This window comes from Aminiphilus sp. (assembly GCF_029975095.1).
Taxonomy (GTDB): domain Bacteria; phylum Synergistota; class Synergistia; order Synergistales; family Aminiphilaceae; genus Aminiphilus.
In genome coordinates this window covers 1-16,696 of record NZ_JARKPW010000165.1, presented here as the reverse complement: position 1 = coordinate 16,696, position 16,696 = coordinate 1, and the positions used below count along the sequence as shown (strand labels likewise).

Below are 16,696 nucleotides of genomic sequence, written 5' to 3'. Positions count from 1 at the left end.
CTTTTCCCGTCACGACCGAGAAGAATGTTTTGTCCCGCCCTGCCGGAGGAAGCGCGTTCGGACCCGGACGTTTTTCCGGTCACGGATGCTTCCCTTCGCGTTTCCGGGGCTGCAGCCGGGTCTTTCCTGTTCTTTCACATCGTCTTCTTCGCCAGGGAGGAGAGGTGGAGCGGAAAAGAAGGGCCGTTGAAGACTTCCCTGACAACCGTTTCTTTCGGAGGCGAGGAGGAACGGAAGGAGAAGAGCCGGACGCCGGAAAGGAAGGTGATCCGCATGAGCGCACAGGCCGTCATGTCCTTCGAGGTGCGGAGTTGCGAGCTCGTGACCATCTGCACGGGCATAAGGGCCAAGACGCTGGGAGAACTTCGGGAGGGGATACGTGCTGTTCCCGAGGGGTGCCTCCATTATCATTTCTGGGGGCGCCTCATGCGACCACAGATCGGTGAATCGGAGTTCGACAACGATTTCGCCGGATGGGTGGCGGGTTCGCTTCACGACGTGACGCTGGCGGAGCGGATGAGCGCGGTCAATCCCGCGGATTTCGCCGATCTGGAGGAGCTCCGGGGGGCGCTTCTGGACCTGCTGGACGATCGTCTCGACACGGAGGAATCCACTGCCTGGAGCAGGGGTGACGCTCCCTTCTTCTTCACGAGGGCACAGCTCCTCGTCTTTCCGCCCCACCGCACGATTGCCCGCCCCGAAGAGTTCCCCGAAGCGCTTCGCGGAATGGACCGGAGCAGCCTCTTTTATCACTTCATCGACGCCGCACGAAGGACATCTCTGCACTGCGACGATGTGACCGCCTGGCTGGAGGGGTTCGGTTCCTCCACGGAGGACCTTCGGAAACGCCTCCGCCGGGTGGACCCTTATCTGCTCTCTCTGGAGGAGCTGCGGGAATATCTGCTCCTCGCCTTCGAGGAAGGGGTCGGAAAGGGAGAGGCTCCTGGATCGGCTCCCGGTGGGGGTGCTTCGGGAACTTCCGGAGGCGCCGCCGGACACGTCCGAGGGACGTCTCCGGAAGGAGCCGAGGGGGGCGTTTCGAGAGGAGGGGACGGAGCATGACGAAACTTCTCGAGGCTTTTGAAGGCGTGGTCTATCCCTCCGTCTTGTCCCACATTCGCCATCTCGGCCGGCTTTTGGAGGGAAAGAGCGTGGTGCACGTGAACTCCACCCGTCTCGGCGGTGGCGTGGCGGAGATTCTGCATCGCCTGGTCCCCCTGATGAACGAGCTCGGCATCGACACGAAATGGGAGGTCATCACGGGAGAGGACGCATTCTTCACCGTGACGAAGACGATGCACAATGCGGTGCAGGGTTCGGAGAAGGGGCTGTCGAAGGAGATGACGGAGGTTTTCGAGGAGACGAACCGTGAGAACGCCCGCCGTCTGGCCCCGATCGTCTCCGAGGCGGATTTCGTCTTCGTCCATGATCCTCAGCCGGTACCGCTCTGTGCTCTGTGCCCGGAGAGGAAAGGAAAGTGGCTCTGGCGCTGTCACATTGACGCGAGCCGCCCGAACCGCCGCGTCTGGGCCTATCTGCGGAACTGGATTCTGTCCTACGACGGCAGTATCTTCTCCCTGCCGGAGTTTGCCCAGCCAATGCCGCATCCGGAATACCTGGTGCCGCCGAGCATCGACCCCCTGAGCGACAAAAATTGCGACCTTGAGCCGGGAGAGGTGGCGCGCACGCTGAGAGAGTTCGGCATCGATCCGGATCGTCCCCTCGCCGTCCAAGTATCCCGCTTCGACCGGTTCAAGGATCCCCTCGGCGTCATCGAGGCCTATCGCCTCTGCCGGCGCAGCCAGGACCTTCAGCTCATCCTCGCCGGCGGCGAGGCCACGGACGATCCCGAGGGAAGCGCTGTCCTCCGGGACGTGCTCGACGCTGCGTCGGGCGATCCGGACATTCACGTGCTGGTCCTTCCCGCGGACGCGCACCGGACCATAAACGCGCTGCAGCGGGGTGCCGACGTGGTGCTGCAGAAATCGACGAAGGAGGGGTTCGGCCTCACCGTCTCGGAGGCACTCTGGAAGGAAAAACCCGTCATCGGCGGGGATACGGGAGGCATTCGCCTGCAGATCATCGACCGGTTCAACGGATTTAGGGTCCGCACGGCGGAGGGCGCGGCGCTCCGCCTGCGCTATCTGCTCCAGCACAGGGCGCGGGCGGAGCGTATGGGAGAGAACGCCCGGGCCTACGTGCGGGAGAACTTTCTCATCACGCGGCAGCTCCGGAACGTGCTGGCCATTCTGGTGGCCCAACTCCAGGGGGATCGGGAGCGGCTGGAGGTTTTCGTTCCATGATCCCCGCCTCCTTCGCGGCCATTCCGGAACGATTCTGGAGACACCTTGCAGACGCGCCTGCGGCGGCGCTTCTGCTCGACTACGACGGTACATTGGCTCCCTTCGTGTCGGACTCTGCCCGGGCGATTCCCTACGAGGGAGTCCGGGAGCTTCTGCAGCGGATCGACGGAGGAAAGACGAGGGTCGTTCTCGTTTCGGGGCGTCCTGCCCGGGAGGTGTGCACTCTGCTCCGTCCGGTCCCGCCCCTGGAAGTCTGGGGCGAGCATGGAGGAGAGCGTCTCCTGCCCGACGGAACGCGACGGATCGCCCCTCTCTTACCTGAGGAAAAGGCATTTCTGGACAGGGCGGGCGCACTGGCGGCGGCCCATCTCCCCTCGGAACGGATCGAGCGCAAAGAGCTTTCTCTGGCGGTTCACGTCCGGGGCCTTTCCGGTGGGGGGGCGCTTCTCGAGATGCTTCGCCGCCTTTGGGAGGAACGACTGTCCGGTGAAGGGTGGCGCATCCGTCCCTTCGCGGAGGGATTGGAGGTGCGCCGTGCGGACATCCACAAGGGATGCGCCGTGCGCGCTCTCCTGAAGGAAGTGCCGCCCGGCGTGCCCGTTGCCTGTGCCGGAGACGACGAGACCGACGAGGACGCCTTTCTCGCCCTCGGGGAACGGGGGCTCTCTCTTCTCGTGAGCGTCGCTCCCAGGTGCACGGCGGCGAAGTTTCGGCTTTTCCCGCCGGAAGAGGTGCTTGCCTTTCTCCGTCGCTGGCATACTGCTGCGGAGGAGAGTGGAGATTCCCCGGGGAACAGAAAGAATCCGAGTGCTTTGAAGACATTGCGAAAGAGCGTCTTCAGGACAAAGAATGGCGTCGATGGGGGGTGAACGCGGATGAACGAAAGAGACGCACGGAAGAGAAAGGCGGGAATCGTTGTGGCGGCGAATCGTCTTCCGGTGGTCCTTCACCGGGAGGCGGAGGAAGTGCGCCTCACTCCGAGTTCCGGCGGGCTCGTCACGGCCATGCATCCCGTCCTCGGCGAAAGAGGCGGCACGTGGATCGGTTGGCCCGGAGACACCTCGGGGCTCTCTGCCGCCCAGGTGGAGGAAGCCCTGCACGCCGTCTCGGAGGAGCAGGGGTTCGACCTCGTTCCCGTGATGCTCTCGGAAGAGCTGCGGCAGGCCTACTACGACGGGTTCGCCAACGCCACGATCTGGCCTCTCTTTCACGACCTTCAGGGGCGCTGTCGTTTTGACGAAAGCTACTACAAAGGCTACGCAGAGGCTAACCGTCGCTTTGCCCGGGAAATCGCACGCCGGACTGACAAAGGTGATTTTCTCTGGGTGCACGACTACCACCTCATGAGCGTGGCCCATCAGCTCCGGCAGCGGCGCGTCGACCTGCGAACCGCCTTCTTTCTGCATATTCCCTTTCCCGCCTCGGATATCTTCCTTAAACTCCCCTGGCGGCGGCAGCTCCTGCGCCATCTCCTCGACTTCGACTTTCTGGGGTTCCAGACTCAGCGGGACCGGCGCAATTTCCTGGGATGTCTGGTGGACCTCTTCCCACGCTTCGTTATTTCGAAAGTCGGCGCGATGCACAGCGTGGTGAGAGAACAGCACAACACCCGCATCGGCGTCTTTCCCATCGGCATCGACGCTGCAGGGTTCGAAGCCCTTGCCTGCAAGGATGCCGTTCGGGAGATGGAGCGGGAGATCCGGGAGAGTTACGCGGAACGCCGCCTCTTTCTCGGGGTTGACCGGCTGGACTACACAAAGGGAATACCTCAGCGCCTCCACGCCTTTGAGAGGGCGCTGGAGCGTTTTCCCCACCTGCGCGAAAAGATCACGCTTCTCCAGCTGGTCGTGCCCAGCCGGGAGGACGTCGAGGGGTACGCGCCGCTTCGGGAGGAGATCGAGCGTATCGTGGGACACATCAACGGGCGATTTACCTCGGGAAACTGGATCCCCGTGGTGCTCATGGTTCGGTCCGTCTCCAGGGAGCGACTGGTCGCTCTTTACCGCTCCGCCTGTACGGCGCTCATCACGCCGTTGAAGGACGGCATGAACCTTGTTTGCAAGGAATACTGTGCGGTGAAAACGGAAAACGACGGCGTCCTTATTCTCAGCGAGTTTGCCGGAGCTGCGGCTCAGCTCTACAAGGGGGCGTTGTTGGTCAATCCCCACGACGTGGAGGGGATGGCCAGGGGTATCGAGGCTGCAGCGACCATGTCCTCGGCGGAACAGGAGCGGCGCATGAAACTTCTCCGGAGAAACGTCGTGCGGCATGACATTCATTGGTGGGTGAGTGGATTCCTTTCCGCCGCGTCGGGGAGGGGAATGCGGAGAAAGCGCGACTCCGCTGCGTTCGTCGCCTATCCGCAACTCTGCGACGAAGAATGGCTTTGATGCCGGGCGGCGGCGACGTTTCTACGCGGAAAACGCCCGAGCGGAACGCCGGCCGTGCAGCATGATACCGCATGGACACAGTGCGGAAATCGGGCAAAACTGCGTGTCTTCGGCAGCGGAGTTTTCAATTGACAGGCCTGATGAATCCGGGTAGACTCTCGCGTAATGTACGGATCTCAGTGTCCGCGCAGTTCCGGCGGAAGCCGGGTATGACGCGCTCATCCGGAGCGTGGGGAAGTTCTTGGGGTGCTCCGGGTGGTGCGACCAGAGAGGAGTGGGCAATGGTGAAGATCGGTGGAAGAAGAGCGTTGGTGGTTGTCGCGGCGGTGTCGATGTGTGTGTTCCTCGCGGGGGGTGCCCTTGCGGCGACGGAATTCCGTCTGTCGAACCAGTTTCCGGCCTCGCACCATGTGTCGAAGGGACTCGTCTTCTTTGCGGAAAAAGTCGCGGAACTTTCCAAGGGGGAGATGAAGGCGAACGTCTTCGATTCCGCCCAGCTTTTCAAGGACACGGAGGTCGTTGAGGCGGTCCAGGAGGGACTTGTCGAGGTGGCCCTCGTGCCGGTGAACAAGTGGTCCGGCATGATTCCCGCCGCGGATGTCTTCGAGATGCCCTTCGTCTTCTCCGACCTCACCTCGCCCAAGAAATTCCTCGACGCCGGAGCGGGAACCCTTCTGGACGAGGAATTCCAGAAGATGGGCGCCAAGGTGGTCTTCTGGGTGGACTACGGTCTCGTGCAGTTCTTCAACAGCAAGCGCACCCTGCGCGTTCCCGATGATTTCAAGGGGCTGAAGATCCGCACCTTCAGCAGCGGCACGGCGGACACCGTCACGGCCCTGGGCGGCACGCCGGTGGTCATCAGTTCCTCCGAGATGTACATGGCGCTCCAGCGGGGCACCGTGGACGGCGCCACCACGGGAATGCCCGCGGCGGTCTCCCGCAAGATCTTCGAGGTGCAGAAGTACATGACCATGGCGAACTACACCACGGCGCAGTTCGTGGTGCAGGCGAACCTGAAGTGGTGGAACGCCCTTTCGGACGAACAGCGGGACGTGCTGCTCAAGGCGGGCGACGAGGCGGCGGCGTGGATCCGGGATGCCATCGCCGATTCGGAGCTTGAGGCGGAGAAGACCATCCGCGACGCCGGCGTGGAGGTCACGACGCTCACCCCGGAGGAGCGGGAGCTCTTCGTCAAGGCCACCGAGCCGGTGCGCACGGACTTTGCGAACAAGACGGGAGAGCTGGGCAAGAAGCTCATCGAGATGGCTCTGGCCGTCGAGTAATCTCGCGCCGGAGGGTGCATCCGTGTTTCGGGTCGCCCGGATTGCCGCCACGGCGGCGGCTGGTCCGGCGCGGCCCCGCTTTTCTCTCCCCGTTCTCCGGCGCCCGCCGGGGGACGGGGTATCCCGTGAAGTGAGTGGAGTGAGGAGAACGTCATGAAACGATTCCTCGAAGGCATCAACCTCTTTTTGGGCTATCTCAGCGGACTCGGCATTCTGCTCATGGGGCTCCTGCTCTTCTATGAAGTGATTCTCCGCTACTTCTTTCACGCTCCCACCATGTGGAGCCAGGAGATCGCGGTCTACCTCTTCACCTGGGCCATGCTCGGAGGGGCTTCCTACACGCTCATGAAGAAGAAGCACGTTCGCATCGATCTTTTCGTCGAGCACCTTTCCGAAGTCTGGCAGCGCCGTCTCGAGTGCCTCACGAGCATCGTGGGCACCTGTTTCTGCGCCGTCGTGACCTGGCAGGGGTACGAGATGGTCCGGCTTTCCCTGAAGTTCAACCGTCTTTCCGCGACACCCCTCCGGGTTCCCCAGTGGATTCCCCAAATGGCGCTGCTCCTGGGATTCGCCCTGCTCACGCTTCAATTCGTGCTGCTCGTGATTGACACTGCGGGGTCCTTCGCCCCGAAACGCCGGGAAGGGAGAGAGATGTCGTGACCAGTTTCCTCTTCGTCGTCGCCCTGCTGCTGCTCGTGCTCTTCCTGGGACTGCCCGTGGCCTTCGCCCTGGGCTCCACGTCGGTGCTGCTCATCCTCCTCTACGACCTTCCCATGAAAATCATCGGCACGACGCTCTTCTCGTCCCTGGACAGCTTCGTGCTGCTCGCCATACCGCTCTTCGTCCTCATGAGCCAGATTCTTCTGGACGGTCGCATCGGGGACGATCTTTTCGAGGTCATGAACGCCTGGGTGCGGCATCTCCCCGGGGGGCTCGCCATCGCCACGATCCTGGCCTGTGCCTTCTTCTCCGCCATCACCGGCTCCGGGGCGGCCACGGCGGCCACCATCGGCATGGTGGCCTATCCGGCCATGACCGAGCGGGGCTACGAAAAACGCTTCACCCTGGGGCTGCTCGCCGCCGGGGGGACTTTGGGCATCCTTATTCCGCCGAGCATTCCCCTCATCCTCTACGGGGCGGTGACGGAGGAATCGGTGGGCAAGCTCTTCATGGCGGGAGTCATTCCCGGCCTGCTGCTCGCGGGCATCTTCATCGTCTACGCCGTGATCAAGAGCAAGAGGGGGGGCTTCGTTCCCCTTCCCCGCACCACCTGGAGCGAGCGGCTCCGGATTACCCGGAAGAACCTGTGGGGCATCCTGCTCCCCTTTCTCATCATCGGCGGCATCTACTCCGGGGCCTTCACGCCCACGGAGGCCGCGGCGGTGGGGCTTGTCTACAGCCTCGTGGTGACGCTTTTCATCTACCGGACCCTCTCCCTTCGGGACATTCCGAAGATCTGCCTCAAATCCGTGGGAACCTGCTGCATGATCGCTCTCATCATCGCCGGGGCCATTCTCTTCGGCAAGGTCATGACGCTGCTCATGATTCCCCAGAAACTCACGGAGTTCATCATCGCGAGCAAGTTTTCGCCGCTCATGTTCATTCTCGCCATGAACCTGCTCATGCTCGTCCTGGGAACCATCCTGGAGACGGTGTCCATCGTGCTCCTCACCATGCCCCTGGTGACGCCCATCCTGCACGCCCTTTCCATCGACCCCATCTGGTACGCCATCATTCTTACGGTGAACATGACCATGGCGCTCATCACCCCCCCGGTGGGCATGAACCTCTACGTCATCAACGGCCTGCGGGAGGACATCTCCATGAGCGAAGTCATCCAGGGTGTGACCCCTTTCATCCTGCTCATGGTGCTCATGTTGTTCCTCACGGTGGCTTTTCCGGGGATGAGCACCTGGTTGCCGTCGGTCATGAAATAGACGGGACGAACGACGAAAGGCAACGCGGCGCGTGCCCGGAGGCATCCCGTGAGGGAGTGCTCACAGGGGCGCCCGCTTCGAGATGATGTGTGCGGAGGAGATGGAAGACCGGATGGAGAAGCGTGTGGAATCGGTGGAGAAACGTGGGTGCCGGGAGCGGAAAAGCACGGTGTTGCGGAGGCGGCTGGCGGCTCCCGGGAGCGTCGTCGCTCCGGGAGTGTACGACGGTCTCAGTGCCCGCATCTGCGAGATGGTCGGTTTCGAAGTGGTGTTCCACTCCGGATACGGCACCGCCGCGTCGGTGCTCGGACAGCCCGATGTGGGGCTTCTGGACATGACGGAGATGGTCCGGCAGGTCCGCAGCGTTGTTCGTGCCGTGGATATTCCCGTCATCGGCGACGCGGACACGGGGTTCGGCAATGCCGTCAACGTCTGCCGCACCGTGGAAGAGTACATCGTCGCCGGGGCGGCGGGGCTGTTTCTTGAAGACCAGCTCTCCCCCAAGCGGTGCGGCCACATGGGAGGAAAACTGGTCATCGACACGGAGGAGATGATGGGAAAACTCCGGGCGGCCCTGGACACCCGCAACGCCCTGGACCCGGATTTCGTGGTTCTCTTCCGCACCGACGCCATCGCCGTCAACGGCTTCGACGACGCCCTCGACCGGGCGCGGCGAGCCGTGGAGATCGGGGCGGACGTGATCTTTTTCGAGGCCATGGAGACGCGGGAGCAGATGGAGCGCGTCGCCCGGGAGATTTCCGTTCCGCTCATGCTCAACCTCATCGAAGGAGGGCGCACGCCCCTGGTCGGCTACGACGAGGCGGAGGCGATGGGGTTCAAGCTCATCGTTCCGGCCCTCTCCTGCCTCTTCGCCGCGGCAAAGGGCATGTACGACGTCATGCGGGACGTCCGCTCCCAGGGTGTGTCCGACCGCTACGCGAACCGGCTCTTCTCCTTCGGGGAGTTCGCCGGGATCGTCCGGGCGGAGCGCATCCGGGACATGGAGGAGCGCTATCTTCCTCCGGCGACGGTGAAAGCGAAGTACCGGGGGGGAGGTTCCATCGTCTGAGCACGAGGGGCGCAGTTTTTCGGCGCTTCTCTCGCCGACGCGGAGAGGTTTTTCGAAAAGGCGACCGGATTTCCCGGCGGGCTCGGATGCCGAAGAACGCTCTGTTCTTCTCGGAAGAAGCCGCCTTCGCCGCGAAGACGCCACGAAAGAACACCACAGTTGACGAAACGACGCGGAAGCCCCGGAGGAGATTCCTCTCCGGGGCTTCTTTTTTCGAAGAATTCGTCATTTTGGATACAAATTGACGTGTTCCAAGACAGCCTTGTCGTTTTCAATTGGAGGATGTACAATCGCCAGGATCCTCTCGGTTCGGTTTTTGGATGAAAGAAAACGGAAATTTCCTTTCTTTATAGAGGAATAAGCGCGTTTTCAAGAGAAATAAGTTCATTCTCCAGGAGTGTGCGCCGACTTGTGCGTCAAAGCACGAAAAGAGAGAGCTGTGTTGAAATGAATGAATTCGGATCAAAATGAGGCGAAGCAAAAAGGAGGGTGCAGTCATGAAGAAAATCGAATCTGCGGAGGACATCCGTTCGATCCTGGTGGTGGGCGCGGGCACCATGGGAAGTCAGATCGCCCTGCAATGCGCGCTCTGCGGTCTGCGCGTGACGCTCTACGATGTGGACCGGGCGAAACTCGACGAGACCCGGGGGAGAATGGGCGGCGAGTATGCCGCGTCCCTCACGGGTCTGGGCTTGCGGGAGGCGGAGACGGTCCGGAAGGCCATCGAGGGCATCGAGTTCACCACGGACGCCGCGGCGGCCGCGGCGGAGGCGGACCTGGTGAGCGAGTCCATTCCGGAACGGCCGGAGCTGAAGGCGAGGGTGTTCGGCATGTTCGACGGGCTGTGCCCGGAGCGGACGCTCTTCGCCACGAATTCCTCCACGCTGCTGCCCTCCATGATCGCCGAGGGCACGGGACGCCCCGACCGCTTTTGCGCCATGCATTTTCACATCTACGTGTGGGTCGCCAACGTGGTGGACATCATGCCGCACCCGGGAACGGCGCCGGAGGTGGCGGAGGTTCTCCGGCAGTTCGCTCTGCGGATCGGCCAGGTGCCCATCGTGCTCAAGAAGGAACAGGTCGGGTATGTCTTCAACACGATGCTCTGTGCCCTCAGCGACGCTGCGGTGGGGCTCGTGGCGGACGGCGTCGCCTCGGCGGAGGATGTGGACCGGGCCTGGATGGGCGTGATGAAGACCCCCGTCGGCCCCCTGGGGATTCTCGATTTTGTGGGCCTCGATACGGCCATGACCATTACGGAGTATTGGGCGGAGCGCACGGGGAACAAGCGGCTGGTCAGCAACGGACAACTGCTCCGGAGCTACGTGGAGACGGGGCGTCTGGGCATGAAGAACGGAAAGGGATTTTACGACTATCCCAATCCGCGTTACGCCGACGAGGACTTCGTCTCTTCCTCCTCGAAGTAGTAGACGCGGATGAACCGATCCTGAAGGGTGAAGGACCAGTGCACGTTCTGCAGCAGTGAGGCGGCTTCCTCGAATTTTCCCTCTCCGAGGAGGCCGACGAAGTCCCGGTGCTCCGCCATGGAGCGCACTTCCCATTCGTGGATGAGTTCGTTCCGGCGGGGCATGAAGTCGTAGAGACGCCTCCGGTAGTTGGAGAGCAGACGCAGCAGGTGGCGGTTCCCCGAAAGACGGGGAAGGGTGCAGTGGAACTCGGTATTCAGGTCGTTGTACTCCTCGGCGTTGCCCCGGCGCCACGCTGTATCCATGGCGTCGTTGATGGACGTCAGTTCCGCGAGGACCGCCGGAGTGACCAGGGAGGTCACGATGCGGACCGTACTGGACTCAAGGGCGCCGATGATTTCGTAAAAGTCCTTGATGTCCCTCTGGGAGAGTTCGTTCACCACGATGCCCCTGCGGGGGAGGATGGTCACGAACCCCTCCCCTTCGAGCTGGAGCAGGGCGTCCCGCAGGGGGGTCTTGCTGATGCCGAGCTGGCTGCTCATCTTCCGGAGGTTGATGGAGGCGCCGGGAACGATCTCCCGTTCGTTCATCTTGCGTTTCAAGTAGTCGTATACCTGTTCCCGAAGTGGTTTCGTGAAGAGAACATCGTCGTCGTTCATGAGGAGGCCTCCATCGCCTGGGGGTGCCGCTTCCTGGGAAATCACGTCGTGTATACCAAGGGATCGACTCTTTTGTCAATCTCCGAATGACGCGTGATGACGGTTCACAGCCTCCGGCCCCCTCTCTCCGTTCTTTTCCGAATCTTTTCCGAAGGGTTTCCCCGGATTCCGTTCGTAAGAAGCGAGCTTCCTTTGCGACGCTCCGCCTCCTTCGGTGCCCGCTCCGGCGGGGCGTCCGCCGAAACGACGCGGAGCGTTGCTTTCGCCCCGGACCTGCTTCGGCGGTCGGACACGGCTCACCGCCGGGGAACGAGCCGCTCCCCGGCGGTCTTTCGCTGTCGTGTGCCCTCACGCGTCTCCGTTTTCTCCGGCAACGAGGGCGGCGGCGTGGTTCTCCATCCGGAAAAACGCCGTTTTTTCCTGCAGCGCTTCGGACACGCGGGCGAGCGTCTCCGCGCCGGCGGCGACCTCTTCCGTCGCGGCGGCCACGTCGAGAACGCGGGAGCGCACGGTCGCGGCGATGGAGGAGGTGTTGTTCACCCGTTCCGCCATGTTCTGTATCGCTCCGGCGATCTCTTCGCTGGAAGCGGCCTGCTCCTGGGAGACCGCGGCCATGTCCTGGGCGACGAGCCCGATGGTGCGCAGGGCTTCGAGAATGCGGGCGATGGTCGCCTCCGTTTCCGCGGCGAGATCCCGCGCCTCTCCCGACTTTGCGGCGTTCCGCTTCACTGCGGAGACGACGCCGTCCAGATCCCGGGTGATGGTCTCCGCGAGGTCCGCGATATTGCGGGCCGCGGCGTTGCTCTCCTCCGCGAGCTTGCGCACCTCCTCGGCGACCACGGCGAATCCTCTTCCCGCGTCGCCCGCCCGGGCCGCCTCGATGGCTGCGTTCAGCGCGAGAAGGTTCGTCTGGTCCGCGATCTGGGAGATCTGGGCGACGAAGCCCTGGATGTTCCGCGCCCTGGTTCCCAGCTCCACCACGGCTCCGGCGGCGCTCTCCGAATCGACGGCCACGCCGCGAATGCTTTCCACGGCTTTCTTCACAGCGGCAATGCCCGTTCGGCCCTCCTCTTCGGCGCGTTGAACCTGCTCCGCCGTATCCGCGCTGCGCTGCGCCGCCGTCTGGGCGCCCGCGGCGACTTCCTCGACGCCGGCGTTGATCTCCTGCCCCGCTGCGGCAAGGCTTTCCATGGCTTCGCTCACGCGCTCGACGCCGTCCTTCGTCTCTTCCACGGCATCGTTCGTCCTGCGGGACAGCTCGTTGAGGATGCCGGCGGTGTCCTCAACCCGGGAGCCCGCGGCGAGAATGCCGGAAATGGTGTTCCGGAGCGTTTGGGCCATTTCGTCCAGGGCCTGTCCCATTTCGGCGATTTCGTCCGATCCGATGGTGTCGAACGCGGCCTGGAGGTTGCCTCCGGCGAAGGTGCGGACTCCCTCGCGGATCGAGGCGAGGGGCTTCACGATGGCCCGAGAGATGGTGACGCCGAAGAGGACGGCCAGAAGCAGCGAGCCGAGGGGTATGAGGACGAGGAGGTGGTTCGCCCTGTCGGTCCGGATCTCGTTTTCCGCGTTCGTCTGCTCCGCCCGCGTCACCCGGGATGCGGCGAGGGCGACGAGCTTCTCCTGAACGGCTCGGGACTGGCGGCGAACGTTCTGCTTGAACTGCTTGAACGCCTCTTCCTTTTTGCCGCCCGTCGCGAGTTCCGCCATGAATTTCCACGCCCGCCGGTAGTTCATGACGTCGAGGGAGAGTTTCTTCAAAAGCTCCTGTTCCTCTTCGTCGAGGTCCGTCTTCGCGAATGTTTCGAGAAGGTCATCGTTTGTTTGGGAAAGCGCCGCAAGGCGGCTTCTGATGTCGGCGATCTCCTTTTCCTCCGTTTCCAGGATCAGGTGAAAGAGGAGTGCCTCCACTTCGTTCTGGTTCGTCCGGAACTCTTCCACCAGCCTCAGGGGAACGAGGTTGTCCCGGTACATGGCGGAGAGCGACGCAGCGCTCCGGGCGTTGTAGGAGTAGCCGGTCCAGCTGACGAAGATCATGAGGGCGACAAGAACCCCGACAAGACCGAGGATCTTCGTCGCCGTTTTCAGATCACGCATCCACCGCATATGTACACGTCCTTTCCGGGGATGTTTTGTGGCCTGTGATTCTCGGAGTTTCTGTTTTCAGGGGTTCCAGGGAAGGGACGCGCCCGAGAAGGGCGCAGAGCCCTTCTCAGGGGTACCTGGGCCTGTCCTTGATGCGGCGGGCGAATTCCTCGACACCGATGGTTTTCATGAGGGTGTTGTTCTTGCGCCACAGGTTTTCCAGCCGGGGGGGCAACTCCGTGGTGGCGCAGGGGAACGCGTCGCACTGGAAGCAGTAGTCCACCTCGTGCTCCCGCACGCAGTGCTGCACGCGGCAGGCCTGGAAGAGACAGCTTCCGCTGCGGCATCCCCGGCATTCGCCTTGCGCGAGATGGTCGAGGAGACTTCGGAACGCCGCATATTCGGCGAACACGGGGGTGTGGGCGGCGAAACGTTCGGCGTAGGTGTGGAAGTTGTCTCCGAGGAGGGAAATGAGTTCCTGCGCGGCCTTACGGACCGGTCCGTCCGCGAAGGCGATGCACTTGCCGCAGTCGAGACCGCACGGGGCGATGCGATGAAGCAGTTCCTCATAGGGCATGCGTTTCTTCCTCCCGTTCGTTCAGCTTTCCCCGCCTCCGGCGAGGAGACCCTGCTCCCGCGCCATCTGTTCGATGGTGCGGAATTCCACGTTCTGAGGATCCTCGGGATGTCCCTGATACGTTATGGTACCGGCGATGCGCGGCGGATCTCCCGTCTGCGGATCCTCGATGGAGACGCACAGGAGAACCGTGTAGCCTTCCTTCTTGAGTGCCTGGATGATTTTTTCCATGCCGAGAATGGCGGGTTTCTTCATGGTTGCCACGTGTGACACCGTCCTCATGTTAATTTCAACCATGTAAAGTATAGCACGAATCACCGGAGAACGAATCCGTCGTTTCGGCATAATTTTGTCGGTCCGGGCATGGTGTATCGACATGGTCGCTCCGGGAGGCGGGTCCATCCCCGGAGCGCGGGAGCGAGCGGCGCGCCTGTTACGGAACTGGGCCTGGTCTGTGGAGGGCGTGTTACATTCCTCCTCTACCCTTGATGGCGTCGGAAACGCCGGGCACCGGAGTGCGGCGGCACATCCGGCCCGCCGGAGGAGGCGGAGAGGGCGGAGGTGGAGCATGCGCACCCTGGATCGAGTTTTCCCGGGGGTATGGTGTCGCGGCGGATTTCGCGACGAACAGACACGGAGGTGGAGGAAATGACATTCAAAACACGCCTGACGCTCTGTACTCTCGCAGTGCTCCTGGTGACCCTGGGCCTGGCCGGTACCGCCTATTACCGGAGCGGGAGCATCATTCTCAGTCAGGCGGACCAGAGCGAGAGCACTGCTGGCCGGTCCGGCGCCCAGGCCTTCGAGAACTGGTTCCGGGGGCTCGAAAACGTTCTCGGAACCGCGTCGCGCAACATGGCCTACATGATCGAGAACCTGGGCATTCTTCCCGGCACCATGGGGGACTATGTGCGGGATCTCACGGAGCAGTCTCAGGAGAAGGGGTTTCTTGACCTGTATCTCGCCCTGCCCGACAAAAGTCTTCTCGACGGGAACGCCTGGTTTCCTCCGGAGGAGTACGATCCGAGGGAGAGCGAGTGGTACCGGGAGGCCGTCGCCGCAAAGGGGTTCGTCCTCACCGCTCCTCACGAGGACATCAAGACGGGCGAGACCGTGGTCACCCTTGCTGTTCCCGTCGCCTCCCTCTACGACGACAAGAGGCTCTTCGGCGTCTTCGCCGCGGATGTCCGGATCGGTGATCTGGGAATCCGGGCGGGCGGCGAAGAAAAGACAGGACGTGTCTTTCTTCTCGACCGGGAGAACCGCATCCTCGCCGGTCCCGACCCCGCGCTCGCCCTTCGCCCTCTGAACGAGGCGGTGGCATGGGCGTCGGACATCTCCTCCATTCCCGAGGACGGAACGAGTCTGCGGGTGACGGGCGGAGAAGGAGCGCGGCGGATTTACGGATACGCCCTTCCCTACGGTCTTCGGCTCGTGAACGTGGTGGACGAGGCGGAGACACTGCGTCCCGTAATGCGTCTCGGCCTGGAGCAGCTTCTGCTCGCCCTCGCCGCGGCGGTCGCGGTGGGGCTGCTCGTCTTCGGCGTGGGAAGAAGCCTCACCATGCCCGTGGAGGCACTGCTCCGGGTCTCCCGGAGCGTCGTGGAGGGCAACCTCCTCGTGGAGGCCCGTGCGTCCGGAGCGGACGAGATGGCTCGGATCGGCGGCGCGCTGAACGGCATCATCGCCCGAAGCCGGGAGATGCTCCTCCGCCTGCGTGGGGACGGCCGCCGCATCGGTGCCGAGGCAAAGGAGCTGGAGGCGGTTGCCGGAACGATCTCCGGCGTCGTGCTCCGGGTGGAGACGGAGTGCGCGGGATTGAAGGAGCGGATGGCGGAGAACATGCTCGCCCTGGAATCCGCCCTTGAGACGACCCTCCGGGCCGCCGAGGGAGCGGAGGCCGTGGCCGGAGCGTCGGTGCGTTCGAGGGAGGATGTTCTTGCCCTGCGCGACGAGGCGGAGGCGGCTCGGACCATCGGGGTGGTCGCCAGCGATGCCGTCCGCTCCATGGCGCAGGGATTCGAGCACATCGACGAGGCGGTGCGTCGTCTCCGCCAGGAGGCGGAGCAGATCGGCGGCATGGTGGAATCCATCTCCGCCGTGGCGGCCCAGACGAACCTGCTCGCGCTCAACGCCGCCATCGAAGCCGCCCGGGCCGGTGCCGCGGGGCGGGGGTTCGCCGTGGTGGCCGAGGAAGTGCACAAGCTCGCCGGAGAAAGCCGGAAGGCGGCGGAGCGTGTCGGGGTTCTCGCCGGGACCATTCTGGAGGGAACCGAAGGAGTGTTTCTCGCCGCGGAAGCGGGGCGGGAGCTCGGCGTGCGCGGATTGGAACGTTTTTCCGACATGGAGGCTCGCATGACGGAGGTGCATCGCATGGTGGAGGCCGTCACCGCCCGCATGGGCGACACCGCCGAAACCGCCTCCCTGCAGGCGGGACGGAACCGGGAGATCGCCCTTGCGGTGGAGCGGGTCACCGGGAGTGTCGCCGGAACGGACGCCACGACCGGAGCCATCTCCATGACCCTGTCGGATCTCACGGAAGGAATGCGGCGGCTCCGCCAGGCCGCCCTGGAACTCAATGAACTGCTCGATGCGTCGGAGCGACAGCTCGAAGGATACGTGCTTGACGATCCCGCGCCCGGGAGCGCTGATGCCGCGTCTCTGCCCGGCGTCGCAGCGACAACCGGACCGGCTCCCCGTTCAGACCGCTCCGCCCCGGCGGCGGAGGTGCCCTCTTCGGAGCTGCACCGGCTCGGCCGTGCCCGGTCGCCCCGAAAAACGCCCGCGCCGCTTCCGTCATCCCTTCCGGCTCCGTCGCAACGAAATCGGCACGTCGCCGGAGCGGCATGATCCGAACGACGCGGTTTCCGGCCGCGTTCTCCCGTTCGTGCGAGAGAGGAGTTTGTGTTTTTAGGGAAGCTCTGAAGAACAACCGTTCGCTTTCCCTTGACTCGGGTCGCATCAGG

General features: G+C 63.4%; 14 protein-coding genes. 10 read left to right on the top strand and 4 right to left on the bottom strand.

Translation table 11 applies throughout. The annotated features are described in order from the left end of the window. The first annotated feature begins 273 nt into the window (after positions 1-273). The 9 genes from Q1K49_RS10250 to Q1K49_RS10210 all read left to right on the top strand — a co-directional run bounded on the left by Q1K49_RS10250 (position 274) and on the right by Q1K49_RS10210 (position 10,409). Complete coding sequence (locus Q1K49_RS10250; RefSeq protein WP_300525744.1) at positions 274-1,062, top strand: DUF5752 family protein; 789 nt, start codon at positions 274-276, stop codon at positions 1,060-1,062. Then, positions 1,059-2,303, top strand: a complete 1,245-nt coding sequence (locus tag Q1K49_RS10245; RefSeq protein ID WP_300525742.1) for a glycosyltransferase — start codon at positions 1,059-1,061, stop codon at positions 2,301-2,303. Before Q1K49_RS10250 ends, Q1K49_RS10245 begins: the two co-directional genes overlap by 4 nt. Continuing rightward, positions 2,300-3,172 carry a trehalose-phosphatase gene (otsB, locus tag Q1K49_RS10240; protein WP_300525740.1) on the top strand — a complete coding sequence of 291 codons (873 nt, stop codon included), beginning with the start codon at positions 2,300-2,302 and terminating at the stop codon, positions 3,170-3,172. Before Q1K49_RS10245 ends, otsB begins: the two co-directional genes overlap by 4 nt. Positions 3,173-3,178: 6 nt before the next feature. Next, the gene (locus Q1K49_RS10235) at positions 3,179-4,693 is read left to right on the top strand and encodes a trehalose-6-phosphate synthase (protein WP_300525738.1); all 1,515 of its coding nucleotides are present in this window, start codon (positions 3,179-3,181) and stop codon (positions 4,691-4,693) included. A 281-nt stretch (positions 4,694-4,974) separates the two neighbouring features. After that, positions 4,975-5,976, top strand: coding sequence for a DctP family TRAP transporter solute-binding subunit (locus Q1K49_RS10230; RefSeq protein ID WP_300525736.1), 1,002 nt, complete (start codon positions 4,975-4,977; stop codon positions 5,974-5,976). A 153-nt stretch (positions 5,977-6,129) separates the two neighbouring features. Next, positions 6,130-6,636, top strand: coding sequence for a TRAP transporter small permease (locus Q1K49_RS10225; protein WP_300525734.1), 507 nt, complete (start codon positions 6,130-6,132; stop codon positions 6,634-6,636). Continuing rightward, positions 6,633-7,913, top strand: a complete 1,281-nt coding sequence (locus Q1K49_RS10220; RefSeq protein WP_300525732.1) for a TRAP transporter large permease — start codon at positions 6,633-6,635, stop codon at positions 7,911-7,913. The genes Q1K49_RS10225 and Q1K49_RS10220 overlap by 4 nt, the downstream gene beginning before the upstream one ends. A gap of 112 nt (positions 7,914-8,025) precedes the next feature. Next, on the top strand, positions 8,026-8,982 hold the full coding sequence (locus Q1K49_RS10215) for an isocitrate lyase/PEP mutase family protein (RefSeq protein WP_300525731.1): 957 nt from the start codon (positions 8,026-8,028) through the stop codon (positions 8,980-8,982). Between the two features lie 497 nt (positions 8,983-9,479). Continuing rightward, the gene (locus Q1K49_RS10210) at positions 9,480-10,409 is read left to right on the top strand and encodes a 3-hydroxyacyl-CoA dehydrogenase (protein ID WP_300525730.1); all 930 of its coding nucleotides are present in this window, start codon (positions 9,480-9,482) and stop codon (positions 10,407-10,409) included. Here the strand turns inward: Q1K49_RS10210 and Q1K49_RS10205 are convergent. The 4 genes from Q1K49_RS10205 to Q1K49_RS10190 form a co-directional block, all read right to left on the bottom strand. Then, positions 10,370-11,068 (bottom strand): GntR family transcriptional regulator, encoded by a 699-nt coding sequence (locus Q1K49_RS10205; RefSeq protein WP_300525728.1) that lies wholly within the window; start codon positions 11,066-11,068, stop codon positions 10,370-10,372. The genes Q1K49_RS10210 and Q1K49_RS10205 overlap by 40 nt on opposite strands. A gap of 348 nt (positions 11,069-11,416) precedes the next feature. Next, positions 11,417-13,174, bottom strand: coding sequence for a methyl-accepting chemotaxis protein (locus Q1K49_RS10200; protein WP_300525726.1), 1,758 nt, complete (start codon positions 13,172-13,174; stop codon positions 11,417-11,419). 106 nt (positions 13,175-13,280) lie between these two features. Continuing rightward, positions 13,281-13,730 (bottom strand): DUF3795 domain-containing protein, encoded by a 450-nt coding sequence (locus Q1K49_RS10195; RefSeq protein WP_300525724.1) that lies wholly within the window; start codon positions 13,728-13,730, stop codon positions 13,281-13,283. Between the two features lie 21 nt (positions 13,731-13,751). Beyond that, complete coding sequence (locus Q1K49_RS10190) at positions 13,752-13,994, bottom strand: hypothetical protein (RefSeq protein ID WP_300525722.1); 243 nt, start codon at positions 13,992-13,994, stop codon at positions 13,752-13,754. A gap of 384 nt (positions 13,995-14,378) precedes the next feature. Here Q1K49_RS10190 and Q1K49_RS10185 point away from each other — a divergent pair, with 384 nt between their 5' ends. Further along, positions 14,379-16,580, top strand: coding sequence for a methyl-accepting chemotaxis protein (locus tag Q1K49_RS10185; protein WP_300525720.1), 2,202 nt, complete (start codon positions 14,379-14,381; stop codon positions 16,578-16,580). The last annotated feature ends 116 nt before the right edge of the window (positions 16,581-16,696 follow it).